The organism is Nitrospira lenta, from assembly GCF_900403705.1.
GTDB lineage: Bacteria > Nitrospirota > Nitrospiria > Nitrospirales > Nitrospiraceae > Nitrospira_D > Nitrospira_D lenta.
Genome location: NZ_OUNR01000022.1, coordinates 1 through 26,975 on the forward strand (window position 1 = coordinate 1; position 26,975 = coordinate 26,975).

The following is a 26,975-nucleotide window of genomic DNA, read 5'->3' on the forward strand; positions in this document are numbered from 1 at the left end:
AGGAACCATTACCTCATCGCCGAAAACTCAGCAAGCAAAACAGCAGCAACTCACCGCAAGCCCCTCTGACTATTGCCGGCCCCACATCCTCCTTGCCCACAATCCCCGCAGCGCCCTGCCATCCGTTCAAACTGAATGGCTCCTGCCACCGAACTTACTCAATAACTCTTTACCCACCTCTATCTACTGATATTTTTAAAATTCGTGATTGCATACCTAATTACCCGAGCTTCTCATCACTGACCGGATATGAGGGGTCGTATTATTTTCACTCTCATGGTACTGTTCTCCCGCGCTTCCGATAGCACTGAACACAACCGAGGAAATCCATGGTTCAGGATGTTATCCGCTATCCCCGCAAGGCGGAACAGAACACAGGCCTCCAGACGCCGGTGCGCACGCACCTTGCCAAATCGCTGAAATCATTCCGACCGGTTCTCTCTAGAGTCGCAGGATTACCGCCTCACCTCTTTTGTTCCCATCCTTCAAATGTTCGAGTACAAGTCCTGCCCCCTGAATCGCGAGACATTGAGCTATCGGCAATCCCGGCCATCGTGTCAGGTAACCTCAACACCGCCGCGACAGTCGCTCCTCCCACCTACCCGAAAGGTGGTGAGGTTCACGCATTATCCAATGTCTCACCATCCTCCCGAAGGAACGTCTTCCTCGAAGAGCGTTCATTCGGAAGCACCGCAACCGTGATCGAATAGAAAGGAATGGCACCATGATTCAATCACCGTGGACCTCCTCGATCAATGACATGCAACGGCTGTGGAAGTGGTTCCTCGCGCTCGGCATCGGCTTACTGGTGTTAGGCACTGCCGCTCTCTGGGCTTCCGTTGCGGTCACGCTCACCTCGGTCCTGCTGTTTGGCATCCTGCTGCTCATCAGTGGCATCATCCAAGTCGTTCACGCATTCCAAACTCGGCAGTCCGACGGCTTTGCGCTTCGCCTCATTGCCGCGATCTTCGATCTGGTGATCGGCCTCCTGATGGTGACTCACCCAATGGCGAGTGCCCTGGCGTTGACGCTCCTACTGGCGGCCTTCTTCCTCGCCGGCGGCCTGTTCCGAGGTATTGCCGCCCTATCGCTCCGGTTTCCCAATTGGGGTTGGGCGCTGACCAGCGGCATCGTCAGCGTCCTCTTCGGCTTGCTCCTCATGATGGAATGGCCGGAATCCGGCCTCTGGTTCATCGGGATGTATATCGGCATCGACATGGTTTTTAACGGCTGGGGGTGGATCATGCTGGCACTGGCGGTTCGTCCCGCTCAAAACGGCAATCTCGCAGCCGCGCAACATGGCTCTGCTGGCGCCCGATAGCCGGTCTTCGGCTCGGCATGGTGCGGCAGAGACAGACGGAACCGTTTGAATCAAGAACAGTCGCGAGCGACATCGCTCGCGTTATCACGAGAGGAGACGACAATGGTGACCCTGCGAATCAATGGGGTAGAGAAGACCGTGGATGTCCCGGACGACATGCCGCTCCTGTGGGTGCTGCGCGATGTCCTTGGACTGACGGGCACGAAATTCGGTTGCGGTATGGCGCAGTGCGGAGCCTGCACGGTGCATCTGGACGGCCACCCGATTCGATCCTGCATCATGCCGGTGGCTGCGGTCGGCAAGAAACCCATCACCACAATCGAGGCGATCGGCCAGACGCCGGTTGGCAAAAAAGTCCAGAAGGCCTGGCAGGATCTGGAAGTGGTGCAATGCGGGTATTGCCAGTCCGGCCAGATTATGGCGGCCACGGCGCTCCTGAAGGCCCATCCGAACCCCAGCGATAGCGACATCGACGCGGCCATGGCCGGCATCATCTGCCGTTGCGGGACCTATGTGCGTATTCGCGCCGCGATCAAGCAGGCGGGCCAGCCGTCCTGATTTCACTGATAGGCAAGGAGTCTTACGATGAATAGTGAACCATCCTCGAATACAGCGAAGGACGACCCAGAACTCCAGTCCGGCAGCGGCGTGTCCCGCCGGACATTCCTGAAGATCAGTGCGGCGGCCGGCGGCGGCCTACTGTTGGGCTTCATCATGCCTGAGAAAATTTGGCGCACGGCAACGGCTGAGGCCAAGGCCGAAGCGAAGTTTGCGCCCAACGCCTTCATCCGCATTGGTCGTACTGGTCTGGTAACCTTTATCATGCCCTATGTCGAGATGGGACAGGGCACCTACACATCGATCCCCATGCTCATTGCCGAAGAGCTGGAAGTCGATCTCAAGCAGGTCACCCTCGAAGCGGCGCCGCCCGACATCCGGCACTACGCGAATCCCCTCCTGCAAATGCAAGTCACCGGTGGGTCAACATCTGTGAAAGCGGCTTGGGAGCCGCTCCGCCGTGCCGGAGCTGCCGCGCGCATGGTGCTCGTGGCCGCGGCGGCGCAGAAGTGGAAAGTAGATCCGGCCTCCTGTCGAGCCCATAAGGGCAAGGTGACGCATACGGCGAGCGGCCGCACGCTCGCGTATGGAGCGCTGGTCGATACGGCGGCGACGTTGCCGATGCCGGACAAGATCGTGCTCAAAGACCCGAAGGATTTCACCCTTATCGGCACCCCCGCCAAGCGCCTCGACGCGCCGAACAAAGTCAACGGCAAGGCCATATTCGGCATCGATGTGAAACTCCCCGGCATGAAGATCGCCACCGTCACAGCCTGTCCCGTCTTCGGAGGCAAGCTGGCGAGTGTGGACGACAGCAGGGCGAAAACCATCAAGGGAGTCCGTCAGGTCGTGCGCCTCGACAATGCGGTCGCGGTCATCGGCGACCATATGTGGGCCGCCAAGCAAGGTCTGGCCGCGCTCACCATTACCTGGGACGAAGGCCCCCACGCCAAAATCAACAGTGCCGATATCGTCGCGCAGCTCGACGCGGCGTCGCGGCAAGAAAGTGCTGCGGTTGCGGGCAAAGCCGGAGATGCGGCCAAGGCCATGGCCGGCGCGGTAACAAAGGTTGAAGCCGTGTATCAGATGCCGTTCCTCGCGCATGCGACGATGGAGCCGATGAACTGCACGGTGCACGTCGGGAAAGACGAGTGCCACGTGTGGGTGGGATCGCAGATCGTCACGCATGCCCAGGCTGCAGCCAGCGAAGTGACGGGTCTGCCGCTTGAGAAAGTCCACGTCCACAATCAGTTATTGGGCGGCGGCTTCGGGCGGCGCCTGGAGGTCGACTGTATCACCCAGGCTGTGCAGATCGCGAAACACGTCAATTACCCGGTGAAAGTCGTGTGGACAAGGGAAGAAGACATCCGGCACGACATGTATCGCCCCTACTACTACGACCGAATCGCGGCCGGCCTTGACGAACAAGGCACGCCTGTCGCCTGGCAGCATCGCATCGCCGGCTCCTCGGTCTACGCGCGATGGATGCCGGCAGCCTTCAAAGACGGGTTCGATCCCGACGTGGAAGGCGCGGACAAACCACTGTACACCCTCCCTAACATCTTGGTGGAGTACGTCCGCCAGGAACCGCCCGGTATTCCCACCGGATTCTGGCGCGGGGTGGGCCCCACTCACACCATCTTCGTCGTCGAGAGCTTCATCGACGAACTGGCGGCGGCGGCGAAGAAAGATCCCGTTGAATACCGGCGCGCGCTGCTCGACAACTCGCCGCGTGCCGCGGCCGTGCTCGACCTCGCGGCAAAGAAGGCGGGCTGGGGAACGCCGCTGCCTGCGCGCCATGGCCGCGGCGTGTCCGTGCAATTCGCGTTTGGCAGCTACATTGCGCAGGTCGTCGAAGTCGAGGTCCGCAAGGATGGCGACGTGCGCGCCACCCGCGTGGTCTGCGCCGTGGACTGCGGAGTGACGGTCAACCCGGATACCGTGAAAGCGCAGATCGAAGGCGGCATCATGTTCGGTCTCACGGCCGCTCTGTACGGCGAAATTACGCTCAAGGACGGCCGTGTCGAACAGAGTAATTTCCACGACTACCAAATGTTGCGGATCAATGAGGCCCCGGCGGTCGAGGTCTATCTGGTGAAGAGCGCTGAAGCGCCGGGCGGCATCGGTGAACCAGGGACGGCGGCGCTGGCGCCGGCGTTGATGAACGCCATCTTTGCGGCGACCGGCACACGGATCCGGAAGCTGCCGGTGAACCGGCTTGAGCTGCGTTCCACATAGGTTCAGAAGGACCATCCCGTGAAGCGCTCGCGGAGTGCCCATTGTTCATACTGCCCGTGGCAGTGCTGATAACAGCCGGAGGCTGGCTGATCCTGCCCCCGCATGAACCGACAGGCGTTGCGGACAGCACCCGGATCGACCTGGCGGCTTATCAGGGAATCAATCGCACCGACACGCCGTAAGGACAACGAATCGAACAGCCCCGAGGGAAACATGAGCGAGCTCCAAGCCATCCTCGATGCATATAGCGACATGCTGCGAAAGAACGCCCCAGCCGCGCTCGCGACCGTTGTGCAAGTCGCGGGATCGGCGTACCGGCGGGCCGGCGCACGGATGCTGATTGCCGCCGACGGCCACACCATCGGCTCCGTCAGCGGCGGATGTCTCGAACGCGATGTCCTGAACCAGGCCAGGCGGGTCCTTCAATGGAGCGAACCCCGTGTGGTCACGTACGATTCGATGTCCGATGATGACGTGGCGTGGGAATTCAATCTCGGCTGCAACGGGATCGTGAATGTGCTCATTGAGCCGATGACTCACGACAAGGAGCAGGATCACCTCGGATTTCTTGCCAACTGTCTCCGCCACCGGCAAACGGGAATTGTCGCGGTCGTGTTCGGAATAGAAGGTACAACGAAGGCAAAGATCGGAAATCGTTTACTCCTGAGCGAACACGGACCGGCAGTACACGACATCGGAGACGGCGAGCTTGCGGACGCCATTCTTGCGGACTCCTCGTGCGCGCTGGAAAGCAGCACCTCCACAGCCAAACGGTATGAGCTGGCCGCAGGTCGCGCAGACGTGTATATCGAGGTCATTCTGCCGCCGGTTCCGCTGGTGATTTTCGGGGCGGGACACGATGCCCTCCCGCTCATTCGCCTAGCGAAAGAACTAGGGTGGCATGTCACCCTGGCCGATCCCCGTCCGGGCCATGCGACTCGCACGCGTTTCCCTCTGGCAGATGTCCTGATCGCCTGCCGGCCGGAGGAGATGCTCGAACACATCACCCTAGATGGGCGTACCGTAGCCGCCGTCATGACGCATAACTTTCTCCATGACTCAGAGCTGTTGCGAGTCTTGTTGCCGTCACCAGTGCGCTATGTAGGAATTCTTGGGTCAAAGCGGAGAACGCGAAGACTGCTGGACCACCTTCAGCAGGCCGGCGTCTCACTCAGCGAACACCATCTCAGCCGGGTGTACAGCCCCATTGGCCTCGATATCGGAGCCGAGACCCCCGAAGAGATTGCACTCGCGGCCGTCGCTGAGATCAAAGCCGTTCTCACCGGCCGGTTAGGCGGCATGTTGAGAACCAGAGAGGGTCCGCTGCACGAACCGAACGTGGACGACAATGTGATCGCCGCGTCCGGAACCACGCAGGGGACGATGTATTGTGGCCTCGAGTACTGACCACAGGATCGATGCATTCGATGTGCACAACGAACGGAGCAGCCCGTCAACGGCCATCATCATCCTCGCCGCGGGAGCATCGGCGCGCATGGGAAGCCCAAAGCAATTGCTGCGATATGGCGACCAGACTATGCTGCGGCACGCGGCACTGGTTGCCCTCGCATCAGTATGCCGCCCGGTCTTCGTCGTCCTTGGCGCGTATGCTGAGCAACTCCGGAGCGAGATCGACGATCTGCCCGTCCACCTTGTGCTGAACGAGCAGTGGGCCGAGGGAATGGGGTCTTCCATCCGCGCCGGTCTCACAGCCCTCACGACAGATGACCGCCAACAGGCGACGGAGGCCCTCGTGCTGATGTTGTGCGACCAGCCCTATGTGACGGCCGGCGTCATCGACCGCCTTGTCACGGCCTATCATTCGAACGACAAAGGAATCATGGCGTCGGAGTATGACGGAACCCTGGGGGTGCCGGCCCTCTTTGGACGTGAGTCCTTCGCCGAACTCGCGGCGCTCAGCGGCGCAGGAGGAGCGAAGACCGTCATCGCCGCTCACGCATCCGACGTGGTGCGCGTGCCGTTCCCAGGAGGCGCGACTGATGTGGACACACCGGACGACTACCTGCGCCTCCAACAGCGAGCCCCACACGAAGACGGCATCAGCAATGAAGAAGGAGATGTCTCATGAAGATTGCGCTGATCGGAGCCACCGGATTTGTCGGGACAGCCATCTTGAAAGAGGCCTTGGACCGTGGCCATGACGTCACGGCGATCGCCCGGCATCCAGAGAAGTTACAACCGCATCCGAGGCTTCGCCCGCAAAAAGGCGATGCGTACAACCCCGAGGAGGTTGCTCGCTTAGTCGCAGGCCATGATGCGGTGATCAGCGCCTTCAATTCAGGATCGAGCAATCCTGATCTCTACAACCAGCAGCTGAAAGGGACCGCGGCCATCATCACAGGCGTGAAAGAGGCCGGCATCACACGCGTCCTCTGGGTGGGAGGGGCAGGCAGCCTAGAGATCAAGCCGGGCGTCCAGTTGGTGGATACTCCGGAATTTCCCAAAGACTGGAAGCAGGGGGCACTGGCAACCCGCGAGGCGTTGAATCTGCTGCGTAAAGAAACGATTTTGGATTGGTCCTTCCTGTCGCCTTCGGCCGACCTATCCCCCGGCCAGCGGACCGGGCGGTTCCGGCTCGGAAAAGACCAATTGCTGACTGACGCGAACGGAAAGAGCCACATCTCGACCCAAGACTATGCCATGGCCATGATCGACGAAGTGGAAAAGCCGATGCACCGTCGGCAACGCTTTACGGTGGGATATTGAAGACATGCCGCTTACCTGCCGCATGTCCTTACCCAGACCATTACGCCCCAGAGCTCACTCGGACACTTGATCCTGAATGAGTTGGTTACTCACCCTCAGACGATCGACAGGAGTATTTGTGTGTGCACGCTCCCTAGGTGTAGATTGGAGCCCTTGCCATCCGATCGCGACAGTCGCCTCGGAAGACAAGGGAGAATCCAAACAGATTGTTCCACGTTAAATTTTAAGGAGGTTTCGTTATGAGAGTAGCAGCAGCGCTTGTGTGCGGGCTCTTCATGCTAGCGGCCAGTCCGGTTCTGGCTCAAGAGGCTGGTAACGCGGGCAGAGGGCCGAACATGGAAATTCTGAAAGAAAAATTGAAAGCGGACAAGAAACTGCTCGTGGCCGAAAATATGGTCCTCACGGATGCCGAGGCCAAAGCGTTCTGGCCACTGTACGATGCGTATCAGACTGATCTGAACCAGTTAGATGACCGACTCGGAAAAGTCATCTCCGACTATGCCTCAGCCTACAACGAGGGAAAGGGCATGATTACGAATGACACGGCTCAAAAATTATTGACTGAAGCGCTGGCGATCGACGAGGCCGAAGTGAAACTGAAGCGTTCCAGCGCGGAGAAAGTCGGCAAGGTATTGCCCGCGACAAAAACAGCCCGCTACATCCAGATGGAAAGCAAGATTCGCGCGTTAATCAAATTCGAACTGGCCTCAAATATTCCGCTGGTGTACTAAAACACTCCGCGCTGAAGTGTCTTCTTTCGAACGGCTGCTGAGGCCAGATCATGGTATCTGGCCTCAGTACCACCCAGCCACCGGTTTATTCACACTGGAGAAATTCCCCTGCTCCATGGAATTTCTCCAGTGCAATTCCCCCTTCAAGCGCAGACGACTACTCGCCGATCAAGTGAGATTCTCACCGTAACCTACTATTTCAACAGACATTTCCGTCACACTCTACGCCCTGCTCTCCTCCGGCACGGTCCCTGCTGTGACCCCTCTCTATAATGGGGTCACATTCCTCCATCTTGTTGATCGAAGATAGCCCTGGCGAGCAGGAATTATTTCGTCTGGCGCTGGCGCAGACCGGCCTAGATGTCGCGCTCTCCACTGAGCAAGATGCCGAAGCGGCGCTTCACTTTTTGAACACCCATACAGCTCTTCCCACAGTAATCCTTCTCGACTGGCACCTGGGCAAGCAGCGGGGCGATGCGTTTCTGAAACGGCTGCGGACAGACACCCGCCTTGCCGCCATCCCCGTCGTCGTCTTTACCACGTCAGACGATGCGTCCGACCTCTCCCTCGCCTATGCCAGCGGCGCAACCGGCTACGTCGTGAAGCCGAGCACCTTTACTGAACTCATTCAATGCGCCACTGATATCTGCCGATACTGGCTGGATAGAAACCGCGTGCCGCATACGATTGGAACCCCATGCTGACCCGCGCCGCGCTGAAAAATCCCTACGCCGTCTTCGCCATCTGCATGATCGCGCTGGTGCTGGGCGGGGTGTCGTATCAGAAAATGCGCGTGGACATCTTCCCGGAAATCAAGATTCCCTCGATCCTCGTCACCACCTTCTACCGCGGCATGAGCCCCAGCGAGATGGAAGGCGCCATCACGCTCAAGCTAGAGCAGCGCTTCGTCGAGGCCAGCTACGTTGAACACATCGAGTCGCAGTCGCTCGCGGGCATGAGCTACATCAAGGTCTTCTTTCAGCCGGAATACAGTATCGACTCGGCGCAATCGGAACTGACTAGCCTCGCCTTCAGCATCATCCGCCAGTTGCCGCCTGGCGTCTATCCGCCTTCGGTCTATAAGTTCGGCGTATCGAGCCTGCCGATAGGCCTGCTCTCGGTGAGCAGCGACACGCTCGGCCCGAAAGAAATCCGCGACCTGGCCTACTTCAACATCCGTTCGCAGATCGCGACGATTCCCGGCATCTCGTTCGGCCCTCCGCTGGGAGGCAAAGTTCGGCAGATCACCGTATTCATGGATCCGTCGCGGATGATGGCGCGCGGCGTCTCGCCCTCCGACGTGGTAAAGGCCATCAATTCCCAGAGCGCGATCATCCCAGCCGGCGACATCAAGATCGGCGACCTCGACTACTACGTCTATTCCAACAGCCTCATCGACGCGGTAGACAAAATCAATGACATCCCCATTAAGGTCGTGAACGGCACGCCGATCCTGGTGCGCGATATCGGCACGGCAGCGGACAGCGCGGCGATCCAGACCTCCATCGTGCGGGTCAACGGGCGCGAAGCGACCTACATTCCCATCACCAGACAGGAAGGCGCGAATACACTGGAAGTGACGGACGGGATTCGCGCGAAGCTGCCGAAGCTGACCGAAATTCCCGCCGGCACCACGGTGAAGTTCCTCTACGATCAATCGCTCTACATCCGGCAAGCCATCGCCAATTTGCAGAAGGAAGGGTTGCTCGGCGCCGGGCTGGCCGGCCTGATGATCTTTCTCTTTCTCCGCAGCATCAAGGCGGCGCTGGTCGTCGCCCTCGCCATCCCGCTCTCGCTCACCGCCGCGCTGGTTGCGCTCTATCTGACCGGCCAATCGGTAAACATCATGACGCTCGGCGGATTGGCGCTGGTGATCGGCACCCTGCTGGACAACAACATCGTCGTGCAAGAAAACCTGCATCGCCATCTGGAAATGGGCAAAGACGGCCGCTCCGCAGCAGAAGACAGCGCCATCGAACTCACGCTGCCGATCCTGGTCGCCACGATCTGCATCCTGATCGTCTATCTGCCGATCATGTTCTTCTCCGGCATCATCAAGTACCTCTTCGTCCCGCTGGCCATGACCGTGGCCTTTGCCATGCTGGCCGACTATGCCGTCTCCATGACGGTGACGCCGGTCGTGCTCTCGCGCCTCTACCACAGAGGGCACGGGAGCGGCTCACAGGAAGAGGCCGACCAGAAAGACTGGTTTCGCTTCGTGCTGGCCGTCTACGAGCCGCTGCTCCGCGCCGGCGTGCGCTTCAAAGCCGTGGTGATACTCCTGGCGCTGCTCGCGCTGCTCGGGACCGGCGCGCTGCTCCTGCCGCGCCTCCACAGCGAGTTCTTCCCCAAGGTCGATGCCGGCAACTTCACCATGATCGTCAGCGCGCCGGAAGGCTCGCGCATCGAAAAAACGACCGCCATCGTCGCCGACATCGAGAAGCTGGTGCAGGAGACGATCCCGAAGCAGGACTTGGAAGAAGTCATCTCCAACACCGGTCTCTATTTCGGCGACGCCGCGCGCTTCGCGCCCAACACCGGCAACCACACCGCCTTTGTGCTGGTGAATCTCATGACCGGCCATGAGGGCAACACCGAGGACTACGTGAACGCGATGCGGGAGAAACTGCGGCACGAACTGCCCGGCGTGGAGGTGTCGTTCCAAACCGGCGGGATCATCAGCGACGTGCTGAACTTCGGCCTGCGCGCGCCGATCGACATCCAGGTGAAAGGCCCCCGGCTGGATCTCATTCGCCCGGTCGCGGAAGAGATCCAGCAGAAAATCGCCCAGGTGCCCAACACCGTGGATGTCCGCATCAAGCAGGGGAAGAGTTACCCCGAGCTGCACATCGACGTGGACCGGACCAAGGCCGCCTACTACGGCATCACCCAGGATCGCGTGATCGTAGACGTGATCACCGGAATCAGTTCCAACATCGCCTTGAGCCCGAACTTCTGGATCGACCCCAAGACCGCCAACGGCTATTACCTGCTCGCTCAATACCCGGAGCAGTCGCTGACCAAAACGGAAGATCTGTTGAACATTCCGATCATCGGCGCGCGCACTCTGCTGAATCCCACCTCCTCGCTCACGAGCGCCGGCAGCGGCGGATCGATCGTCGCCTTGCAGAACACGCCCTTTGCCGGACGCAACCTGGATCTCTCGAACGGCTTCTATGCCGCGGACGAGCGGCGCGGCCCGCCCGTCCTGCTCCGTGACGTCGCGACCCTGAACATGAAAACCGGCCCAGACTCCGTCGATCACTACGACCTCTCCCGGCTGATCAACGTGCTGGTGACACCGGTCGGCAACGATCTCGGCCATGTCGCCAAGGACATCGAGCGCGTCCTCGCGACCGTGACCCTGCCGAAAGACGTGACGATCCAACTCAAAGGCGAAGTCGCCAACATGCGTTCCGCCTTCAACAATTTCGCGCTCGCGCTGCCGCTGGCGGTGCTGCTGATCTATCTGGTGATGGTCGGCCTGTTCCGTTCGTTCATCGACCCGCTGATCATTCTGGTGGCCGTGCCGCTCGGCTGGATCGGGACGATTCTCATCCTCCATTTCACCGACACATCGGTCAACGTGGAATCGATGATCGGGACCCTCATGATGATGGGCATCGTCGTCTCGAACAGTATTTTGCTCGTGGATTTTGCCAATCGCATGGTGCACGCCGGAGCCTCGGCGGAGCGGGCCGTGTTGGAGGCGGGTAAGCGGCGCATCCGGCCTATTTTGATGACGGCGCTCGCGACAATTCTCGGCCTGCTGCCGCTCGCCCTGGGATTCGGCGAAGGGAACGAAACCATGGTGCCGCTGGCGCGCGCGGTCGTCGGCGGACTCGCAGTCTCCACCGTGATGACCTTACTCGTCGTGCCCGTCATGCATGCGCTGGTGCTGAGACGCCGGGTACAACCGATCCAGCCGCCGGCCGGACCTGAGACTGCGGAGGAGATCTAGGATATGTTCAGATTATTGACCGGTGCGCTGCTTACCCTGCTCGTCCCGACGATCGGATGCCAGCAGGAATCTCCGTCGCGTCCGGAGAAACCGGCAACCCAGGCGACGAACGACAGTGGCGGAACCGGTGAGCACGGCGCCTCCGTGGAGATCGACCCGACGCATCCCGTCGATGTCCAGGTCACCAAACCATCCAGACAGACGCTGATCTATACCATCACGCTGCCGGCCAATATCAGCCCGCGCTACCAAACGACGCTCTATGCCAAAGTCTCCGGCTATCTGAAATGGATCGGCCCGGACAAGGGCGATCACGTGAAAAAGAACCAGGTAGTGGCGATCATCGATGCGCCCGAAGTGGAAGAGCAGTACCAGCAGGCGGTGGCCGACTACAAGATCAAGAAGATCACGTTCGAACGATTGGACAAGGTGCTGCACGAATCGCCGGACGTCATCGCCAAGCAGGATGTGGATGTGGCGGAAGCGACTTACGAGGGCGCGAAGAATCTCATGCAACAGCGGGCCGCCATGCGCGAGTACACGAAAGTGCGCGCGCCCTATGACGGCATCGTGACCGCCCGCTTCGCCGATCCGGGAGCCCTGATCCAGATCGCGACCTCCTCCGCGACAAACGCCATTCCGCTGTTCACCGTCATGGATCTGGATACGGTGCGAGTCTATGCGAATGTACCGCAGGACGATTCCGCCTGGATCGCGCCCGGCAAGACCAAGGCGCGGGTGCTCTTGAAAGAACTGCCAGATCGCTCCTTCACCGGCACGATTACCCGCTCGACGCTCGCCCTCGATCCGTCCACCCGCAGCCTGCTCGTGGAACTCGATCTGCCTAACCCCGATCATGCTCTCAGGCCGGGCACGTATGCGGAACTCGCGCTGGATCTGCGCGAAATTCCCAATGCCCTGGCCCTGCCGCCGCAAGCGGTGGTCAGCGGGGCGAAGGGCACATCCGTCTTTATCGTTGCGCAAGGCACAGCCAAATCCATACCGATACAGACCGGCATCACGAACGGAACCTGGATGGAGATCACCAACGGATTGGATGGCACGGAGGATGTGGTGGTGGTCGGAAAGCGGAGACTCCTGGAAGGATCCCCGGTACAAGCCGCCCCCTTCAAATTGCCTGAAGGCAAACCCGCGCAACAGAAATTTGAGCGACGTTCGGCAGGCCAGCCGCCTACGCCATACGAAGGAGTGAAACCATGACAACTACTCGATCGACCGCACTTCTCTTTGCCTTGCTGCTGACGATTCCCGCGCCGGCAATGGCTCAACCGACCGGGTCCGGCGACGTGACAACCAAGGGCCGCTTTCTCGGCCTACAGCAGGCGATTGAAACAGGTCTACAAAACCATCCCGTCGTGCAGGAAGCCAACGCCGGCCTTGCCGCCTCCAGTGCGAGGACGGACCAGACCAAGTCGCTCTACTATCCGCAAGTCTATGCCAATGCTGATGGGTCGGCGGGATCCGGACGCATCAATCCTCGCTTCTTGGTCGGCGGCGCCTTACTCCAACCCAATTTGAGCACCTATACGGCCGGTGTCCTCGCCAGCCAACGGATCTACGATTTCGGCTTTACGAAAAATCTGGTGGAATCGTCCCAATACGGCGAGCGGGCCCAAGAGCAGGACGTCAACGCCCGGCGCGCGCTCGTCATCGTCTCCATTCAACGCAGCTATTTGAACAGTCTCAAGCGTCAGAAGCTTGTCCACATCGCGGAAGAAACGGTGCGGGAACGCGGGATCATTACCGGCCAGATCGAAACGCTCTATCGCCAGCAACTCAAGTCCAAACTGGATCTGGATCTGGTGAAGGTGGAACTGGTCAACGCGGAATCGCTGCTCGTCCGCAGCCGGAATGATTTGAAGTCCAGTTTTGCCGATCTCAACCGCACGATGGGTGTCGCCGGATCGGAGGATTACACGCTGGAAGACATCACCACCGAGGTAAAAGTTCCGCGTGCGCTCACTGAGTTGATCTCAGACAGCCTGACCCATCCGGAGTTGAAACGGGCGAAGGAGCAGACCGCGTCGGCCGAGGCGAAGAAACGGGCCATGAAGAGCCAATACCTGCCAACGGTCTCCGCGATTGCCAGCGGCGGGTACTACGACACCTTCGACCCCAACCGCAATGTGGCAACCGGCGGCTGGTGGGCGGCCGGTGGGATGGTGTCCATGCCGCTCTTTACAGGCGGGCTCATCGAAAATCAGGTGAAAGAAGCGGCGGCGCAACAGGCGGCAGCCCAGGCCCAGAGCAGCAACATCGAGCAAGCCCTCACGCAACAGGTCACGAACGCTTATCTCGATGCGGTTACATTCACACAGCAAATCAAGCTGGCGGAGGAGCTGGTGAAGACCGCGCAGGAAGCCCTGAGTCTTGCCAAGCAGCGGTACAAACTCGGCCTCGGCACGATCGTGGAAGTGACACAGTCTGAAGTGGGGTTAACCACGGCACAAACGAAGCTGGCCGAAGCACAGTACGATTACAAGATCGCCGAGGTGACACTCGCCTATGCCGCAGGCGGTAGTGCGCAGCTACAAATCGACCCGACTATTCGATAACAGGATGTTAAGAAAGTCCGCCGGTCAGATCAGTTCTCCGGCAGGTTGCCGGAAATCGTGGAGGAGACCGCCGGAGGTGGCGGCAACTTGCTGAGATCGATGACGACTTCGTCCGCCCCGTTGGCCAGCACACCGTCGATCCAACTGCTCTCCGTACGCCGCATGGCTTCGTGCGGCTGAAAGAACAAATCAAACCCCTTCGCCGCCGTCGGCCGCATCGGATAGCGCCGGTCATAGATCATCCCATAGGTAGGAATTCCGTAGACGATCTGCCAGTTCCCCAGAATCAGATGCAGCTCCGTGCCCTTCACGTACAGGCCGCCCGACGTCACGACACGCTTAGTCGACGCTTGCGGCTCGCTCAGATAAAAGGTCACCCGCTCATTGGGCTTGGCCTGAGCCAGCGCCTCCGCCAGCTGGGCCGATAAGAGCGTAATTTCCTGATCCTGAAATGCCGCCTGGAACGGCGCGTCTCCCATAATCCACCGTTGCAACCAGATCCGGTGCTCTTGAATGACCAGCCCTTGCAACAGAGACCGCAGCACATCCGGCCCCAGCGTCGCCGGATGGCTGTTATGGCTCGGCGGCCACTCCACGAGATAGCCGCGATCCTCTTCCAGGCGCACATAGTTCACGGGGTCTTCGTAAATCGTCCGTGACGGCACCTGTGGAATCGCGCAGCCGGTCAGGAGAAGCAGTCCCGCGAACTGAGCGCTGAGGGCGAGGCAGAGGACGCACCTCGACATCCAGGTGCGCGTGGACTTGCTTTCCCGCTCAGCGCTCATCGCTCAGGACTCCGTACGTTACTCCGTGATGGCGACCGTCATCTCAACGCGCTCGAAAGGATTGTCGTTCCCATCGCGCTTCATGCCAACGACTTTATCCACGACATCCATCCCGCTGACGACTTCACCAAACACCGTGTACTGCCAATCCAGGAAATTGGCATCGGCCACGCAGACAAAAAACTGTGAGCCGGCGCTGTCCGGATCGTTCGACCGGGCCATCGAGACGATCCCGCGCTTATGCGGCTTGCTGTTGAACTCCGCCTTCACTTTATGACCGGGGCCGCCCATGCCATGCGTCGACCGGTCTGGATTCTTACTGTTGGGATCGCCGCCCTGAATCATGAATCCTGGAATGACGCGATGGAAGGTCGTCCCGTTATAGAAGCCCTTCTTCGCGAGATCGATAAAGTTCTTCACATGGCCCGGCGCCACGTCGGGGAAAAAATTCAACACAATGTCGCCCAACGCCTGCCCCTTGCTCGCCACGCTGATCGTCGCCTTCGTCGTATTGCCTGCGTCTGCCATGTCCTGATCCTTTCCGTTAACAAGTTAGTGAGAAACTACCGACGCTCTCCGGCGTCATGAACTCTCTGCAGGCTGTTCAGAAAGATCGCTGTTCACACCCGCCCACCTCGGCGTGCCAAGACACGCCATTCCCCGGGCAAGGCCGCAGCGAACTCCGAGAACGACGCTGGCGGTCTTGATCAACAGCCTGCCATTATCGAAAACGGAATGGAGGCGGAGCCAACCCCGCGTCCAATCCCTGGTTCACTGCCATCCAACTCTGTCCATCGTCGCTGCGAAACACCCCGGAACTTGTCCCGGCATACAGCGGCCCCGTCCCGCCACCGGTCATGACTTGAATCGAAAGATTCGTCAGCCCTTTGTTCAGCGGCGTCCATTGCCGCCCCTTGTCGACCGTCTTGAAAATGCCGTTACCCGTCGCCACGATCAGCCCTTCATTGATGATCACGATGCCCCGAATGGAATCGTTGGGTAACGCACGGCTGATCGCCTTCCAACTGGATCCACCGTCTCCGCTGCGAAACACGCCACCGTCGAAGGTACCGGCATAAATCCCCTGTTCCCGGTCGATGGCCAAGACCCGGATAAAATTCTCGATCATGCCCTCATGGTCTTTGAGACCCTGTTGCATACGGACCCATCCGGTGGCGTTCTGCTTATACCGGAGAATGCCTTTCCCCGAGGTACCCGCGAAGAGCGTGCCGTCTGTCGACCGCACCAGTGAGTGGACCAGCACGTCGTCCAATCCGGATGTCACGATCGTCCACTTATCACCGGCCGCATTCAAGCGATAGGCTCCACCAGAGGTCCCGGCGTAAATCCCGTCATTCGTCACCAGCAGTGCCTTGACCTCCAGCCGCTTCAACCCGTCGTTGATCGACTGCCAGGACTTGCCCTCATCTTTAGACCGAAACACGCCGCCCCTGAATGTTCCGGCATAGATAGTTCCGTCACGCCCGGTCGCCATGGAGAGGATGAAGGGATCGTTGACCCCGGCACCGACGCCGGTCCAGGTGGCGCCCCGATCGCTGCTGCGGAAAATGCCGTTCCCGAAAGAGCCTGCATAGATCGTATCTTTGCCGGAGAGCGTGAGTGCCTGCACGCTCGCGATGGTCTGCCCGAAGGGACCATCCGGCCCGAATGCGTCGCTATCCGGCACCTGCCCATGCGGAGAAGGCATATCCAGTGGCGGAGCCGGCGGCTCTGCACCGGAAGAAGACACAGCCAATCCGCAGAGCAGTAAACAGGCAGAGACGATGCAGGTGAAGGATTTCATCAGCGCTATTTCCTTATCGCATCCGCGTTCCCGCGGATCCCATCGGCAAATCAGGATCCAGCGGAAGGTCGATGCCGCCGTTGCCGTCCTTCCCGCGCCCGAACATCCATGCGCCCCAAATGCCGATCTCATACAATACCATCATCGGCACCGCCATCAAGAGCATGGTAAAGAGCGTGGCATCCGGCGTCACGATCGCCGAAATGATCAAGGCTGCCATAATCGCGTGCTTGCGATATTGCGCCAGCTGTTTGGCCGTGACGACACCGGCGACGGCCAGCAAGGTGAGGGCCAACGGCAACTCGAAGGCGCAACCAAAAATCAGCAGGAACTTCACGTTGAAATCGATATAGGTCCCCACGCTCAATTGCGGCGTGATATCCCGATCCATTCCGAAGCTGACGAAAAAGTCGATCACCAGCGGCAGGATGACCAGATTGCAAAAGACCAACCCCAGAATGAATAGCCCTCCGGCCAGCAGGAACAACGGAATCGCCCAGCGCTGTTCCTTCTGCAGCAACGCCGGCTCGACGAACTTCCAGAATTGATAGAAGATCACCGGAAGGCTGACGATCACCGCGGACAGAAAGGACACTTTGATGGACGCAAACAGCGCTTCGGTCGGTCCGTAAAACACCAGCTGATTGGGGAAGGGCCGGTTCAGCCAGGCAATCATATCGGCGGAAAAGGAAAAGGTGGCGATGAGCGCGGCCAATAACGTGGCCGCGATGATGATCAATCGCCGCTTGACGGTACTGATATGGGCGGCAAGCGGGTTGATGAACTGGGCCATGGTGTGTGGGCACCCGGCCGCCGGACCGACCGGCGACCGGGACATTCCTTAGTGCGCGGCGTGGACGGTGCCTTGCTCGCGATATTGACGGAGCAACTCCGCCATCTTGTCTTTCATTGCCAATTTTTCTTTTTGCAGATGCTTCTTCACGACTTCTTCCTGGGGCGTCAGCACATGACGTCGTTGCAATTCGTTCAGCTCACCGTCGAGCCGGTGATGGGTTTCCTCAAGCGATTTGAACTCACGGCTGGTCTGTCGAAGCTGGTCCGCGAGTCCCTGTTCAGTCTGCATGCCACACCTCCTGGTCGGTTAGTGAGCGGGAACTGAGCCTCCCTTGTTGACGGGCGCAGACCTGCGCCCGGAGCCGGCGGGAATCACAATCGGCTCCATCTCCATGAGCACTGCATCTTCGACTGGATTGGAATAATATGCGGGGCGGACCGACACCTGCGTGAATCCGAAGCGCCGGTAGAGCGCGAGCGCGGCCTGGTTGGAGGCCCGCACCTCAAGTACGGCGCGGGTGGCGGCTTGCATGAGCCCGGTGTGCAAGGCGGAATCCACCAGGGCCGCGGCAATTCCTCGACGTCGCATCTGCTCCGCTACGGCAAGATTCATCAGGCGCACTTCTTCAAACACAATCCAAAAACACAGGGACCCGACGATCGGCCCATCCGTTGTCGCTGTCTTCGCTGTCTCACGCGCCACCAGAAAGTGTGCAAACTGGTTGCCGGTCAGTTCCGCCTCCAACATTTTGCGCGTCCAGGGGGCCGAGAAGCAAGCTTCTTCCAGGCGTAACAAATCGGGCAGATCGGCCAGGGTGGCCGGTATGATCTGGATTGCGCTATCCACGCGTCTTCCCCGTTGATCGAGGTTGGCGTGCCGCTCTGGCAGCGGTTTTGGTGGCCACGCGGGCCTGCCGGCGGGCCACTGGCGAGACGCCGCCCGATTGTTCGTAGCGGATTTCTGCTTCGGTTCGCTGGACATACAAGGGCGCGACGTGATCGCCGGCAATCTCACCCCGGCGCAGCCGTTCGATGCCGGCCTGACCGACGGTGACGGCCGAGGGTCGCACCGGATCTCCGGAGACCGGAATGATCGTGACGTCCGGGCCAAGGGCCGCTCGAATAGCCGGCTCCATCATCGTCCATCCTTCCCCGAACATGGTGGTCGTACCCGTGAGTGCCTGTGCCAATGCCTGCGGCGAACCGACATGCTCAGAAACGAGACGCTCAACCAGGCCATCGGTGCCCCAACGAAACACGGCCCAATAGATTTCATCTTTACGGCTGGGGAGCACGGGGCAGATCGGACCGGATGTTCCTCTGAGCGACCAGGCCATGGCTTCCAACGTCGGAACTAAAACCAGCGGAAGATCGGTGGCCGCCCGGAGTCCCAGCAACGTCGCCGTTCCCACACGCAAACCGGTAAACGAACCGGGCCCGCTGGAACAAGCCAGCCCGTCCAACTGCATGAGCGTGAGTCCGGCGTTAGCCAACAGTCTGGTGATCGCCGGCAGCAAGAGCGTGCCATGCGCACCGGTGGCCTCCTGATCTTCCCGCGCCAGCACCTTGTCGTCGTCGAGAAGTGCGACGCTCTGCCAGGACGTTGCCGTTTCGACAGCCAAGATTTTCATGATGCCGGCTCCGACAATGACGGCCGGCGTGACACACGCCCGAGCTCTTCGCTCTTCAATTCCTGATTGGAAATGATTTCATGGAACGTGACCTGCACGCTGCCCTGCCCCCGCCCATCTTCCAGAGAAATCTTAAAGGGGCGCAACAGGCGAGAATCGGGACTGCCATTGGCCGACAGCGCTGTTTCCCCGATTGAACGAAAATCCTCATACTGGATGGAGGCATCCATTTCCCCGTCGCCGTTCAACCGCTCCTCCTGCACCACCAACAGCGTACGGCGGTCAAACCACATCCGCCGGAGCAGGGGCCGGTCCGTCGAGGCCACACCGGGTCGCGGGCCAAACACATCCAATCGATACCGCGTTCCCTCTTCGACCAGTTTCGTCGTCTCGTCTTTCCCAATAGCGCTGGTGCCCAGCACGCCGCCCATCGCCCACACACTGAGTTCAAACGGCCGGGCCAGCTTGCCCATCTCACTCATGTCCGACTGACGACCGCTCAACACTCGTCCCATCGTCGGCAATCGCAGCATATACAGCTCATCGGCCTGGACAAATTCAAAGAGCTCCCCGCCAATCGGCGTAAAGCCACGCAACCGCATGCTGTTCGGACGGCGATAGTAGACCGCGCCTTCGACGCGCGTGGAAATCGGAATCAAGCCGCCGCGCACCCTCGCGCTGAAGAGGCCCTTCATCGTCTGAATCGCCGCTTCGCGTTGACGCAGCAGCGTGGCCAGCTCCTCGGCTGTCGCCTGCTTCAGCCCCACCGCCTCTTCCGGAGCAGGCGTCGTCGTACAACCAAATACCAAGACACAGAGCAGCAGGATGAGAACAACGTGACCCGTGACGCGCATCACCGTACTACGCAAATACGACATCGAGCGCGTCTCCCACTTCATGGATGCCGATCAACTCAATCCCATCGATCGGATCGACCTTAGCCAGGTTCCGTTCCGGCAACAGACAGCGTTTGAATCCCATTTTGGCCGCTTCCCGTATCCGCAATTCCGCCTGGCTCACGGCCCGCACCTCTCCGCCAAGGCCGACTTCTCCCAATACCAATAAACCCGGCTCAATTGCCACTTCGCGGAGACTGGACGTGACCGCCGCGACAATCCCGAGATCGATCGCCGGCTCATCGATATGCATGCCGCCGACGACATTCACATAGACATCCTGCCCGGACAGATGCATTCCCAAGCGCTTCTCCATCACCGCCAGCAGTAGCGAAACCCGGCTCAACTCCACTCCGTTCGCCACACGTTTCGGCATGGCATAGCTGGTCGACGACACCAGGGCTTGCAGCTCGACGAGGATCGGCCTGGTTCCTTCCAGGCTCGACACCACAACTGACCCGGTGCTGTGCTGCGGCCGCTCGGCCAGAAACAATTCAGAAGGGTTAGCCACTTCTTCGAGGCCGCCATCCTTCATTTCAAACACACCGATCTCATTGGTCGAGCCGAAGCGATTTTTGACCGCACGGAGAATCCGATAGCTATGACCTTTATCGCCTTCGAAGTAGAGTACCGTATCGACGATGTGTTCCAGCAGCCGGGGGCCGGCGATCGCCCCTTCTTTCGTCACATGCCCGATGATGAAGACCGGCACGCCTGCCCGCTTGGCAAACGACATGAGCTGGCCGGCGACTTCCTGCACCTGGCTGATACTGCCTGGCGCCGACGTGATCTGTTCGGTATAGACCGTTTGAATGGAATCGACGACAAGCGCGGCTGGTTGAATTTCCTGCACGGCTTTGAGGATCTGCTCCAGTGACGTTTCCGCCAGGATCAACAGATTCGGATGCTCGATACCCAGCCGTTGCCCGCGCATTTTGATCTGGCGGGGAGACTCTTCCCCAGACACATACAGAACCGGCGCTTCCTTCGAGGCCAACCGCGGTAACGCTTGTAACAACAACGTAGTCTTGCCGATACCGGGATCGCCGCCGATCAGAATGACTGCGCCGGGAATGACCCCGCCGCCCAAGACCCGATCGAACTCGCTGATCCGCGTGAGCCGGCGGTCTTCCCCCACCACTTCAATCTCGGCAATCGGCGTGGCCTTGGCCTGCGCCATCTTCATGGCCACCGGACGCCCCTTGCCCGTCGGCGCCTGCCGCTCTTCTTTCATCGTATTCCAGCCGCCGCAATCGGGACAACGCCCGATCCACCGCGGCGATTGATGCCCGCAGGACTGGCAGGAAAAACTGGTCTTCGCACGCATGGGACAAGGCCTCAAATTTAGCGAAACCGATCGGACGCTATATTAATGGAAAGAAACCACTGAAAGGAAGGAGATGAACCTCAGCCCGCCCGCTATAACTTTTTCCGTATCTCTTTCCATTCCTTCGCCACCTTCGCTTTGCGCGGAGCTTCCCCTTTGGCCGGCTCTGGAACCATCACGGCATCTAATCGTCGCTGGAGAAAAGCTTCGGCGAAGGCTTTGGTCCGGCCGATGCCGGTCTTGACGGTTTTCCATCCGTCCGCATGCAACGCATCGATGGCGGTTCCGAACGCCTGCTCGCCTACCGGCACAACCAGCACATACCCCGTGGGAAACTTGTGCAGCTTCAGCCATTCCCGCGAAGACTCGCTGGCCTGAAAGCGATCGCCGCCGAAGGAGGCCGACGGCACGACATACATCACGCGATAATAAAACTGCGTCAGCTTCCCGAGCTCATCAGCGGCGTCGGGCAGCGGCGTCCCTTCCGGCTCAGGCTTGCTGCGCGCATCCGATGCGGCAGGCTTCGCCTGCGGCGCGGCCATGAGCGCGGCCAACTCCACGGCCACGATCGGATTGCGCCGTTCCCAGATCGCCAGGTGCCCTAGACCTTCGGTCGGCGCCACCCGCATACTTTCACCGACTCGCACCTGCACCGGAATCACCCCCTGCGCTTTCGGGGTGAAGGGCAACCGGGCTGTCCCGTCCTCGCCGGTCACCGCGGTGGCCACCACTTTGCCATAGACGAGCAATTCAAGCGGTTCGCCTCCCAGCCCTGTAGGGGCGGGCCCGCGCGACATCAGCCGCGCTTCAACCATGGCCGTTTGATTGGGTGACGCCAAACTGTCAGTGACGAGGAGCGTCGCCGGGGTGGTCCCTGCCGCACTCGCAGCACCAGGAGGACTGAAAACTATGATAAGGAAAAAGAGACAGACCGTATGGAACAAGTGACGCATGATCTCACGCACGGGCATTATGCGCGCAAGGCGGCCAGGACCTCGTCGACGTGACCATCGACTTTGACTTTCCGAAAGATGGCCTTCAGCTTGCCTTCGGTATCGATGACGAACGTGCTCCGTTCGATGCCCATATATTTCCTGCCGTACATACTCTTTTCTTTATACACGTCGTACGCCGTCGCCACTGCCTTTTCGAGATCGCTCAGCAGCGTAAACGGCAAGTCATATTTGGCGATAAACTTCTGGTGAGACGTCTGGCCGTCGAAACTCACCCCGATCACGACCGCGCCCGCCTTTTTGATCGACGCCATCGCATCGCGAAACCCACAGGACTCTTTGGTGCATCCGGACGTATCGTCTTTCGGATAAAAATATAGCACCACCTGCGTATCCTTGAGGCTTTTCAACGCAACCGTCTTCCCATCCTGATCCGGCAACGAGAATGCCGGCGCCTTCATCCCGACTGCGAGTTCCTTGGCCATGCTGACGATTCCTTTTTAGGCGACGCTACCGTGGTCCGCTGCCAATTCCAGGTCGTGAGGTTCCATACTGATGCTCTTTATGCACTTTAGGCACATTCGGATTGCCGTAAGGAGACAACGCCGGGGAGTCCCAAATAGTCTTGTCACCGGGCGCCAGATTCGCCGCTTCCAGAAAGTGTTGCCGGGCGGCTTCGGTGTCGCCCAGCGCATTGAGCGCCAGCGCAAAGTTATAATGGGCTTGGCCCGACTGCGGCGCAACGGTCACCGCCTGCTCGAAATATTTCTTGGCGTCCTCAAACTGTTTCGCCTGGTACGCCTGAGTGCCTTGCTCCGTCGCGGTAATCGCTTGAGGCTTCACGCCGCCATCTATGAGCGCCAGTGGTACGAAGACACGCGGTTTCGGCTTCGAGGAACAGGCCCCCATCCCTACCAGCGCACACACCACACAGACGATCATCAGCAGTTTCACGGTGCCTCCCTGCATGCCACTATCCCTTCCCATGCTTCCGCAGTTCTTCCTCGAAGGTTTTCCGGTACAGCACGTCCCACTCGGAACTCCCCTCGACGATGCCGCGAGAATAGGAGGCCAGTTTCGCGCGTACTTTCCGGTCGACCCCCTCTTCCTGCGCCAGCTCAACCGCCAGCACCCGTTTGATGTCTTTCAGCATGCGGGCATCATCGCCCTTCTGGCTGGCCAGCGGGCTCTTCTTCACCGCCTGCAGGATGATGTGGGAGAGATGGCTGACTTTATCTTCGCTCAACATAACTAGCGGCTCACCGATCGCGCATCACAAAATGATGCCCCGTTCACGGACCAGTTTCGTTTTGATCATCGTGAACATTCGTTGATAATCGACCTGCCCCTGCTCGATTTGCTTTTCATAGGCCTTGAGCATTTGCCGAACCTCGGCATTCAACACATCTTCGATCGACAGCTCCGTCGTAATGACCTGCACTAACGATTCGACAAACGCCTTGCGATCGCCGGTGACGTCGAGCTGTCCGTCCTGCTGAAGGTGCGCGACCACCGACTCAGCCATGTGATGTACCCGGTCTTTGGATATGCGCATAGCCTAGACTCGTTCGACGCGGATGGTGGTCGCCTCCATGACTCGGCGGAACTGTGTCGCATCGCCCACAATTTTTCCGATCACATTGACACGATCCGCCGGCACCGGATCGGGCCCCATGCTCATCGGTGTCCGACCGAAGAAAATCGCCAGCACCTGCCCCGCGCCCCAGTACGCAACATCGCCGACTTTTACTTGATTGGTCGCGGTTTCACGATAGTCTTTGACCCCAGCCAGCTTGAAGTAAAACTCTTCGCCCCAGGTGTTGATCGGCGCATCGACCGGCAAGGCGGCGTATACCTCCCCGGCAGTCTTCGACCCCTTCAGTTCGGCTTCAAGTTGTACTCCGCCCACAGTGATACGAATGCGCTTCGCTGGATCTGTCATCATATTATATTGCGTGTGCTGGTATGGATAATCGCATTGATTGCGGCCTGCAAATTTGAGGTCGAACTCTAACCGGTCTCCTGGGTGAAATCAAGGCAGCGGAGTAGCCTCGGCCTTCAGGCTCCTGCTAGAATGCCGCCGCATGTTACCCTCAACCTTTGTGATCCTCCCGGGCATCGGACCTGGGACTGAACGGCGGCTCTGGCAAGAGGGCCTGCTGACCTGGAATGATTTTCAGAGTCAGGCACGGGTTCCCGGAATTTCGGCTCACCGCAAGCAGTGGTACGACCAGGAACTCGCTCAGGCTCAAGCGGCATTCGACTCCGGCCTCCTCGACTATTTCACCACACGATTGCCCAGCCGTGATCATTGGCGGTTCTTCGACCTCTGCGAGCCCCGCACGCTGTATTTGGACATCGAAACCACCGGCACCTCTCCGCATGACGGCGAGGTGACTGTCGTCGGATTGCACCGGCGAGGCGAGACCGTCTGTCTGGTCCGTGGAGAAACATTGACGACGGAACGGCTCCAGGCGGAATTGGATGCCTGCACGCTCCTCGTCACGTTTTTCGGAACGAGTTTTGATGTGCCGTACCTGCGCGCCAAATTCCCCACACTTAGGTTCTCCATGCCGCATTTCGATCTCTGCTTCGCCGCACGGAGGTTGGGATTGCGCGGCGGACTCAAACAGATCGAACGGGAGCTTGGGATCGAGCGGGATTCAGCCTTGCAAGGCCTGGACGGATGGGATGCCGTACGCCTCTGGATGCAATGGCGCGCAGGCGATGCCGATGCGCGGGCGCTGCTGCTGGCCTACAACGAAGCCGATACCGCCAACCTCGCGCCACTGGCGAAGCACGTGTTCGAGGATATTCTCGTTCGCTTCGGCCCGGCATCAGTGGGAGCCTCGATGCCCCTGCAACGGGAAAAGCAGGTCGGTCACATATGAGCGCCTGGGTGGGAGTCGGACGGAGCGACATCGGGCTCGTCCGCGCGATGAATCAAGATGCCTTCGTCACGGTAGACCATCTCGGGTTCTGGGCCGTAGCCGACGGCATGGGCGGTCATGCCGGCGGAGAGGTCGCCGCCCAATCCGCAATCGCCACCGCCGCCGCGCGGGCCGCGCTGTTCGCCGATCCGCTCCGCAACGGTCGCTGTACGCCGCAGGACTTTCTGCAGGATGTCATGATGCAGGCGCACGACGCCGTCCTAACGCGCGCCCGATCGGATACTCGGCTGGCCAGAATGGGGACGACGCTGGTCACGCTCCTGATGACCGCCGGAGCCACGCCGATTGCGCATCTTGCCCATGTGGGCGATAGCCGCGGCTACCTGTTCCGAGACGGCCGTCTCACACAATCGACCCGTGACCATACATTGATCGAAACCTATCTCGCCCGCGGAATCATCACCCCGGCAATGGCCAAGACCCATCCAGATCGGCATGTGCTGACTAGAGCCATCGGAATTTCCCGCTCTGCAAAACCGGATCTCCTCGATCTGCCGCTCCAACTCTCCGACATCCTACTGCTCTGTTCCGATGGCCTCACCAAAATGCTGGACGATAGCGCGATCGCCGACATCATGAAGGATGCGCAGGGCGATCCGGTTCTCGTGTGCGATCGTTTGATTGAACACTCACTCGCACGCGGCGGTGAAGACAATGTGACGGTCGTCGCAATCGCGCACCGCTGACCGCCCCCCCTACCTATCTCGTTGACAAGATCTCTCCAGCCATGTAGCCTGACCAATTATTCAGTAGAAATGTTCCCCAGCTTGCGCTTAATTCCTACGCTGAGCATCATAAGGATTCCGTAATGCCCGACTTCTCTCGGATCGTGTTCCTCGCCTTGTCAGGATGTCTTCTCTTCACCGCTTCTCCCGGATTGGCTCACGATAGTGCGGGCCCGGAATCGGCGATCCGCGCGTTAGTCGACGCCAATGCGGCACGCGACCTCGACGGCATGTCGCGGTTGATGGCGCACGATGCCGATGCGACCGGCTATACCATCGGCGGGCGAAAATACGTGGGCTGGCCTGAACTGGAGCGGGACATTCGCGACGAGTTCGCCTTCGTAGAAAAACTGGAAATGCCCATCACGGACCTGAAAGTGTGGACCAAAGGCAGCCTGGCCTGGTTTGCAATGGAGCTAGACTACATCCGCTACGTCAACGAAGGCGGACAGCTTCACCATACCGTGATCCCCTTACGGGAAAGCGGCGTCCTCGAAAAACGCCAGGGGCAATGGCTCCTGGTCTCATGGCATGAATCGCTCCGGGCTGCCAACTGGCCCGCAGTGGCTCATGCGCAACCTGCGGCTCCGGCTCCACAGCTGGTGGCCGACCCAGGAGTTCTTCGTGCTCCCGTGACAGACCTCAGCGGCGAGTGGGAAATCCTCGAAGTCGAGGATGATAAGCGCTACAAAGCCACGCTGGATAAGTCCGGCAATGGCCCCTACACCCAGCACGGCGGACACTTCACCACAACCAAGATTGCCGACCGTCTCTGGCAAGGGACCTGGCAGCAACCGGGCAATGACCGCGAAGGGGCATTTGAACTCTTGCTGTCGGAGGATGGCACACAGGCCAAAGGCGTCTGGTGGTATTCCCGAGTCGGCACACACAAGAATATTCCCCCGCGGGAACATGGCGGTTCCTATCAATGGAAGCGGCTCACGCAGCCCCCTGCACACCCATGAAGGATTCTTCCGCACCGGGCATTCCTGCTTC

29 protein-coding genes and 1 pseudogene are annotated in these 26,975 nt (G+C 59.7%); 15 read left to right on the forward strand and 15 right to left on the reverse strand.

Annotation, left to right across the window (positions count from 1 at the left end; genetic code table 11):
- The 4 genes from NITLEN_RS18345 to NITLEN_RS17155 all read left to right on the forward strand — a co-directional run.
- Positions 1-190: hypothetical protein (locus tag NITLEN_RS18345; protein ID WP_219999491.1), on the forward strand; the 190-nt coding region annotated here is incomplete at its 5' end.
- Between the two features lie 534 nt (positions 191-724).
- The gene (locus NITLEN_RS17145) at positions 725-1,321 is read left to right on the forward strand and encodes an HdeD family acid-resistance protein (protein WP_121990869.1); all 597 of its coding nucleotides are present in this window, start codon (positions 725-727) and stop codon (positions 1,319-1,321) included.
- 102 nt (positions 1,322-1,423) lie between these two features.
- Complete coding sequence (locus NITLEN_RS17150) at positions 1,424-1,879, forward strand: (2Fe-2S)-binding protein (protein WP_121990870.1); 456 nt, start codon at positions 1,424-1,426, stop codon at positions 1,877-1,879.
- Between the two features lie 27 nt (positions 1,880-1,906).
- Positions 1,907-4,117, forward strand: coding sequence for a xanthine dehydrogenase family protein molybdopterin-binding subunit (locus NITLEN_RS17155; protein ID WP_121990871.1), 2,211 nt, complete (start codon positions 1,907-1,909; stop codon positions 4,115-4,117).
- 2 nt (positions 4,118-4,119) lie between these two features.
- Here NITLEN_RS17155 and NITLEN_RS17160 read toward each other — a convergent pair whose 3' ends face one another.
- Positions 4,120-4,332 (reverse strand): hypothetical protein, encoded by a 213-nt coding sequence (locus NITLEN_RS17160; RefSeq protein WP_121990872.1) that lies wholly within the window; start codon positions 4,330-4,332, stop codon positions 4,120-4,122.
- Between NITLEN_RS17160 and NITLEN_RS17165 the strand changes: the two genes are divergently transcribed.
- From NITLEN_RS17165 to NITLEN_RS17200, 8 genes are all read left to right on the forward strand, one after another.
- Positions 4,331-5,524 carry an XdhC family protein gene (locus NITLEN_RS17165; protein ID WP_121990873.1) on the forward strand — a complete coding sequence of 398 codons (1,194 nt, stop codon included), beginning with the start codon at positions 4,331-4,333 and terminating at the stop codon, positions 5,522-5,524. The two genes, NITLEN_RS17160 and NITLEN_RS17165, sit on opposite strands and share 2 nt — an antisense overlap.
- Positions 5,508-6,206, forward strand: a complete 699-nt coding sequence (locus NITLEN_RS17170; protein WP_219999492.1) for a nucleotidyltransferase family protein — start codon at positions 5,508-5,510, stop codon at positions 6,204-6,206. The genes NITLEN_RS17165 and NITLEN_RS17170 overlap by 17 nt, the downstream gene beginning before the upstream one ends.
- Entirely contained in the window at positions 6,203-6,844 is a 642-nt protein-coding gene (locus NITLEN_RS17175) for an NAD(P)-dependent oxidoreductase (RefSeq protein ID WP_121990874.1), read from the forward strand. The genes NITLEN_RS17170 and NITLEN_RS17175 overlap by 4 nt, the downstream gene beginning before the upstream one ends.
- Before the next feature lie 239 nt (positions 6,845-7,083).
- Positions 7,084-7,575 (forward strand): hypothetical protein, encoded by a 492-nt coding sequence (locus NITLEN_RS17180; RefSeq protein WP_121990875.1) that lies wholly within the window; start codon positions 7,084-7,086, stop codon positions 7,573-7,575.
- Positions 7,576-7,847: 272 nt separating this feature from the next.
- Positions 7,848-8,279: a response regulator gene (locus tag NITLEN_RS17185; protein WP_121990876.1), complete on the forward strand. Its 432-nt coding sequence runs from the start codon at positions 7,848-7,850 to the stop codon at positions 8,277-8,279.
- Positions 8,273-11,536 carry an efflux RND transporter permease subunit gene (locus NITLEN_RS17190; RefSeq protein ID WP_121990877.1) on the forward strand — a complete coding sequence of 1,088 codons (3,264 nt, stop codon included), beginning with the start codon at positions 8,273-8,275 and terminating at the stop codon, positions 11,534-11,536. The genes NITLEN_RS17185 and NITLEN_RS17190 overlap by 7 nt, the downstream gene beginning before the upstream one ends.
- 3 nt (positions 11,537-11,539) lie before the next feature.
- Positions 11,540-12,757 carry an efflux RND transporter periplasmic adaptor subunit gene (locus NITLEN_RS17195; protein WP_121990878.1) on the forward strand — a complete coding sequence of 406 codons (1,218 nt, stop codon included), beginning with the start codon at positions 11,540-11,542 and terminating at the stop codon, positions 12,755-12,757.
- Positions 12,754-14,112, forward strand: a complete 1,359-nt coding sequence (locus tag NITLEN_RS17200) for a TolC family protein (protein WP_121990879.1) — start codon at positions 12,754-12,756, stop codon at positions 14,110-14,112. The genes NITLEN_RS17195 and NITLEN_RS17200 overlap by 4 nt, the downstream gene beginning before the upstream one ends.
- Positions 14,113-14,141: 29 nt before the next feature.
- On the opposite strand, the gene NITLEN_RS17205 is transcribed toward NITLEN_RS17200, so the two are convergent.
- The 14 genes and pseudogenes from NITLEN_RS17205 to NITLEN_RS17275 all read right to left on the reverse strand — a co-directional run bounded on the left by NITLEN_RS17205 (position 14,142) and on the right by NITLEN_RS17275 (position 24,248).
- Complete coding sequence (locus tag NITLEN_RS17205; protein WP_121990880.1) at positions 14,142-14,897, reverse strand: hypothetical protein; 756 nt, start codon at positions 14,895-14,897, stop codon at positions 14,142-14,144.
- 18 nt (positions 14,898-14,915) lie between these two features.
- Entirely contained in the window at positions 14,916-15,425 is a 510-nt protein-coding gene (locus NITLEN_RS17210; protein WP_121990881.1) for a peptidylprolyl isomerase, read from the reverse strand.
- A gap of 193 nt (positions 15,426-15,618) precedes the next feature.
- Complete coding sequence (locus NITLEN_RS17215; protein ID WP_121990882.1) at positions 15,619-16,701, reverse strand: ligand-binding sensor domain-containing protein; 1,083 nt, start codon at positions 16,699-16,701, stop codon at positions 15,619-15,621.
- A 13-nt stretch (positions 16,702-16,714) separates the two neighbouring features.
- Positions 16,715-17,539, reverse strand: coding sequence for a twin-arginine translocase subunit TatC (tatC, locus tag NITLEN_RS17220; protein ID WP_121990883.1), 825 nt, complete (start codon positions 17,537-17,539; stop codon positions 16,715-16,717).
- Positions 17,540-17,542: 3 nt separating this feature from the next.
- Positions 17,543-17,785, reverse strand: coding sequence for a DUF465 domain-containing protein (locus NITLEN_RS17225; RefSeq protein WP_121990884.1), 243 nt, complete (start codon positions 17,783-17,785; stop codon positions 17,543-17,545).
- A gap of 18 nt (positions 17,786-17,803) precedes the next feature.
- Positions 17,804-18,343, reverse strand: coding sequence for a ribosomal protein S18-alanine N-acetyltransferase (rimI, locus tag NITLEN_RS17230; protein WP_181416961.1), 540 nt, complete (start codon positions 18,341-18,343; stop codon positions 17,804-17,806).
- Positions 18,336-19,127 (reverse strand): tRNA (adenosine(37)-N6)-threonylcarbamoyltransferase complex dimerization subunit type 1 TsaB, encoded by a 792-nt coding sequence (gene tsaB, locus NITLEN_RS17235; protein WP_121990886.1) that lies wholly within the window; start codon positions 19,125-19,127, stop codon positions 18,336-18,338. The genes rimI and tsaB overlap by 8 nt, the downstream gene beginning before the upstream one ends.
- Positions 19,124-20,005, reverse strand: a complete 882-nt coding sequence (locus tag NITLEN_RS17240) for a hypothetical protein (RefSeq protein WP_121990887.1) — start codon at positions 20,003-20,005, stop codon at positions 19,124-19,126. The genes tsaB and NITLEN_RS17240 overlap by 4 nt, the downstream gene beginning before the upstream one ends.
- A complete protein-coding gene (radA, locus tag NITLEN_RS17245) occupies positions 19,989-21,350 on the reverse strand; it encodes a DNA repair protein RadA (RefSeq protein WP_121990888.1) in 1,362 nt (453 codons plus the stop codon). Before radA ends, NITLEN_RS17240 begins: the two co-directional genes overlap by 17 nt.
- A gap of 92 nt (positions 21,351-21,442) precedes the next feature.
- Positions 21,443-22,303: a hypothetical protein gene (locus tag NITLEN_RS17250; protein ID WP_146216239.1), complete on the reverse strand. Its 861-nt coding sequence runs from the start codon at positions 22,301-22,303 to the stop codon at positions 21,443-21,445.
- Positions 22,304-22,320: 17 nt separating this feature from the next.
- On the reverse strand, positions 22,321-22,788 hold the full coding sequence (gene bcp / locus NITLEN_RS17255; RefSeq protein WP_121990890.1) for a thioredoxin-dependent thiol peroxidase: 468 nt from the start codon (positions 22,786-22,788) through the stop codon (positions 22,321-22,323).
- A 25-nt stretch (positions 22,789-22,813) separates the two neighbouring features.
- Positions 22,814-23,257 (reverse strand): tetratricopeptide repeat protein, encoded by a 444-nt coding sequence (locus NITLEN_RS17260; protein ID WP_181416962.1) that lies wholly within the window; start codon positions 23,255-23,257, stop codon positions 22,814-22,816.
- Positions 23,258-23,276: 19 nt separating this feature from the next.
- A pseudogene (locus NITLEN_RS18960) lies at positions 23,277-23,858 on the reverse strand (DUF507 family protein).
- A gap of 3 nt (positions 23,859-23,861) precedes the next feature.
- Positions 23,862-24,248, reverse strand: a complete 387-nt coding sequence (locus NITLEN_RS17275; protein WP_121990894.1) for a cyclophilin-like fold protein — start codon at positions 24,246-24,248, stop codon at positions 23,862-23,864.
- Between the two features lie 139 nt (positions 24,249-24,387).
- Between NITLEN_RS17275 and NITLEN_RS17280 the strand changes: the two genes are divergently transcribed.
- The 3 genes from NITLEN_RS17280 to NITLEN_RS17290 all read left to right on the forward strand — a co-directional run bounded on the left by NITLEN_RS17280 (position 24,388) and on the right by NITLEN_RS17290 (position 26,944).
- Positions 24,388-25,194, forward strand: coding sequence for a ribonuclease H-like domain-containing protein (locus NITLEN_RS17280; RefSeq protein WP_121990895.1), 807 nt, complete (start codon positions 24,388-24,390; stop codon positions 25,192-25,194).
- Positions 25,191-25,940: a protein phosphatase 2C domain-containing protein gene (locus tag NITLEN_RS17285; RefSeq protein WP_181416964.1), complete on the forward strand. Its 750-nt coding sequence runs from the start codon at positions 25,191-25,193 to the stop codon at positions 25,938-25,940. The genes NITLEN_RS17280 and NITLEN_RS17285 overlap by 4 nt, the downstream gene beginning before the upstream one ends.
- A gap of 122 nt (positions 25,941-26,062) precedes the next feature.
- Positions 26,063-26,944, forward strand: coding sequence for a nuclear transport factor 2 family protein (locus tag NITLEN_RS17290; RefSeq protein ID WP_121990897.1), 882 nt, complete (start codon positions 26,063-26,065; stop codon positions 26,942-26,944).
- Positions 26,945-26,975 lie beyond the last annotated feature (31 nt).

Bases quoted from the DNA above. Each gene is read 5' to 3' on its own strand.
- NITLEN_RS17290 (WP_121990897.1), top strand. From the start codon at position 26,063: ATGCCCGACTTCTCTCGGATCGTGTTCCTCGCCTTGTCAGGATGTCTT.
- NITLEN_RS17285 (WP_181416964.1), top strand. From the start codon at position 25,191: ATGAGCGCCTGGGTGGGAGTCGGACGGAGCGACATCGGGCTCGTCCGC.
- NITLEN_RS17275 (WP_121990894.1), bottom strand. From the start codon at position 24,248: ATGATGACAGATCCAGCGAAGCGCATTCGTATCACTGTGGGCGGAGTA.
- NITLEN_RS17225 (WP_121990884.1), bottom strand. From the start codon at position 17,785: ATGCAGACTGAACAGGGACTCGCGGACCAGCTTCGACAGACCAGCCGT.
- NITLEN_RS17185 (WP_121990876.1), top strand. From the start codon at position 7,848: ATGGGGTCACATTCCTCCATCTTGTTGATCGAAGATAGCCCTGGCGAG.
- NITLEN_RS17195 (WP_121990878.1), top strand. From the start codon at position 11,540: ATGTTCAGATTATTGACCGGTGCGCTGCTTACCCTGCTCGTCCCGACG.
- NITLEN_RS17280 (WP_121990895.1), top strand. From the start codon at position 24,388: ATGTTACCCTCAACCTTTGTGATCCTCCCGGGCATCGGACCTGGGACT.
- NITLEN_RS17205 (WP_121990880.1), bottom strand. From the start codon at position 14,897: ATGAGCGCTGAGCGGGAAAGCAAGTCCACGCGCACCTGGATGTCGAGG.
- NITLEN_RS17175 (WP_121990874.1), top strand. From the start codon at position 6,203: ATGAAGATTGCGCTGATCGGAGCCACCGGATTTGTCGGGACAGCCATC.
- NITLEN_RS17150 (WP_121990870.1), top strand. From the start codon at position 1,424: ATGGTGACCCTGCGAATCAATGGGGTAGAGAAGACCGTGGATGTCCCG.
- NITLEN_RS17200 (WP_121990879.1), top strand. From the start codon at position 12,754: ATGACAACTACTCGATCGACCGCACTTCTCTTTGCCTTGCTGCTGACG.
- NITLEN_RS17180 (WP_121990875.1), top strand. From the start codon at position 7,084: ATGAGAGTAGCAGCAGCGCTTGTGTGCGGGCTCTTCATGCTAGCGGCC.
- NITLEN_RS17155 (WP_121990871.1), top strand. From the start codon at position 1,907: ATGAATAGTGAACCATCCTCGAATACAGCGAAGGACGACCCAGAACTC.
- NITLEN_RS17240 (WP_121990887.1), bottom strand. From the start codon at position 20,005: ATGTCGTATTTGCGTAGTACGGTGATGCGCGTCACGGGTCACGTTGTT.
- NITLEN_RS17165 (WP_121990873.1), top strand. From the start codon at position 4,331: ATGAGCGAGCTCCAAGCCATCCTCGATGCATATAGCGACATGCTGCGA.
- NITLEN_RS17215 (WP_121990882.1), bottom strand. From the start codon at position 16,701: ATGAAATCCTTCACCTGCATCGTCTCTGCCTGTTTACTGCTCTGCGGA.
- bcp (WP_121990890.1), bottom strand. From the start codon at position 22,788: ATGGCCAAGGAACTCGCAGTCGGGATGAAGGCGCCGGCATTCTCGTTG.
- NITLEN_RS17250 (WP_146216239.1), bottom strand. From the start codon at position 22,303: ATGCGTCACTTGTTCCATACGGTCTGTCTCTTTTTCCTTATCATAGTT.
- NITLEN_RS17145 (WP_121990869.1), top strand. From the start codon at position 725: ATGATTCAATCACCGTGGACCTCCTCGATCAATGACATGCAACGGCTG.
- radA (WP_121990888.1), bottom strand. From the start codon at position 21,350: ATGCGTGCGAAGACCAGTTTTTCCTGCCAGTCCTGCGGGCATCAATCG.
- tsaB (WP_121990886.1), bottom strand. From the start codon at position 19,127: ATGAAAATCTTGGCTGTCGAAACGGCAACGTCCTGGCAGAGCGTCGCA.
- tatC (WP_121990883.1), bottom strand. From the start codon at position 17,539: ATGTCCCGGTCGCCGGTCGGTCCGGCGGCCGGGTGCCCACACACCATG.
- NITLEN_RS17160 (WP_121990872.1), bottom strand. From the start codon at position 4,332: ATGTTTCCCTCGGGGCTGTTCGATTCGTTGTCCTTACGGCGTGTCGGT.
- NITLEN_RS17190 (WP_121990877.1), top strand. From the start codon at position 8,273: ATGCTGACCCGCGCCGCGCTGAAAAATCCCTACGCCGTCTTCGCCATC.
- NITLEN_RS17210 (WP_121990881.1), bottom strand. From the start codon at position 15,425: ATGGCAGACGCAGGCAATACGACGAAGGCGACGATCAGCGTGGCGAGC.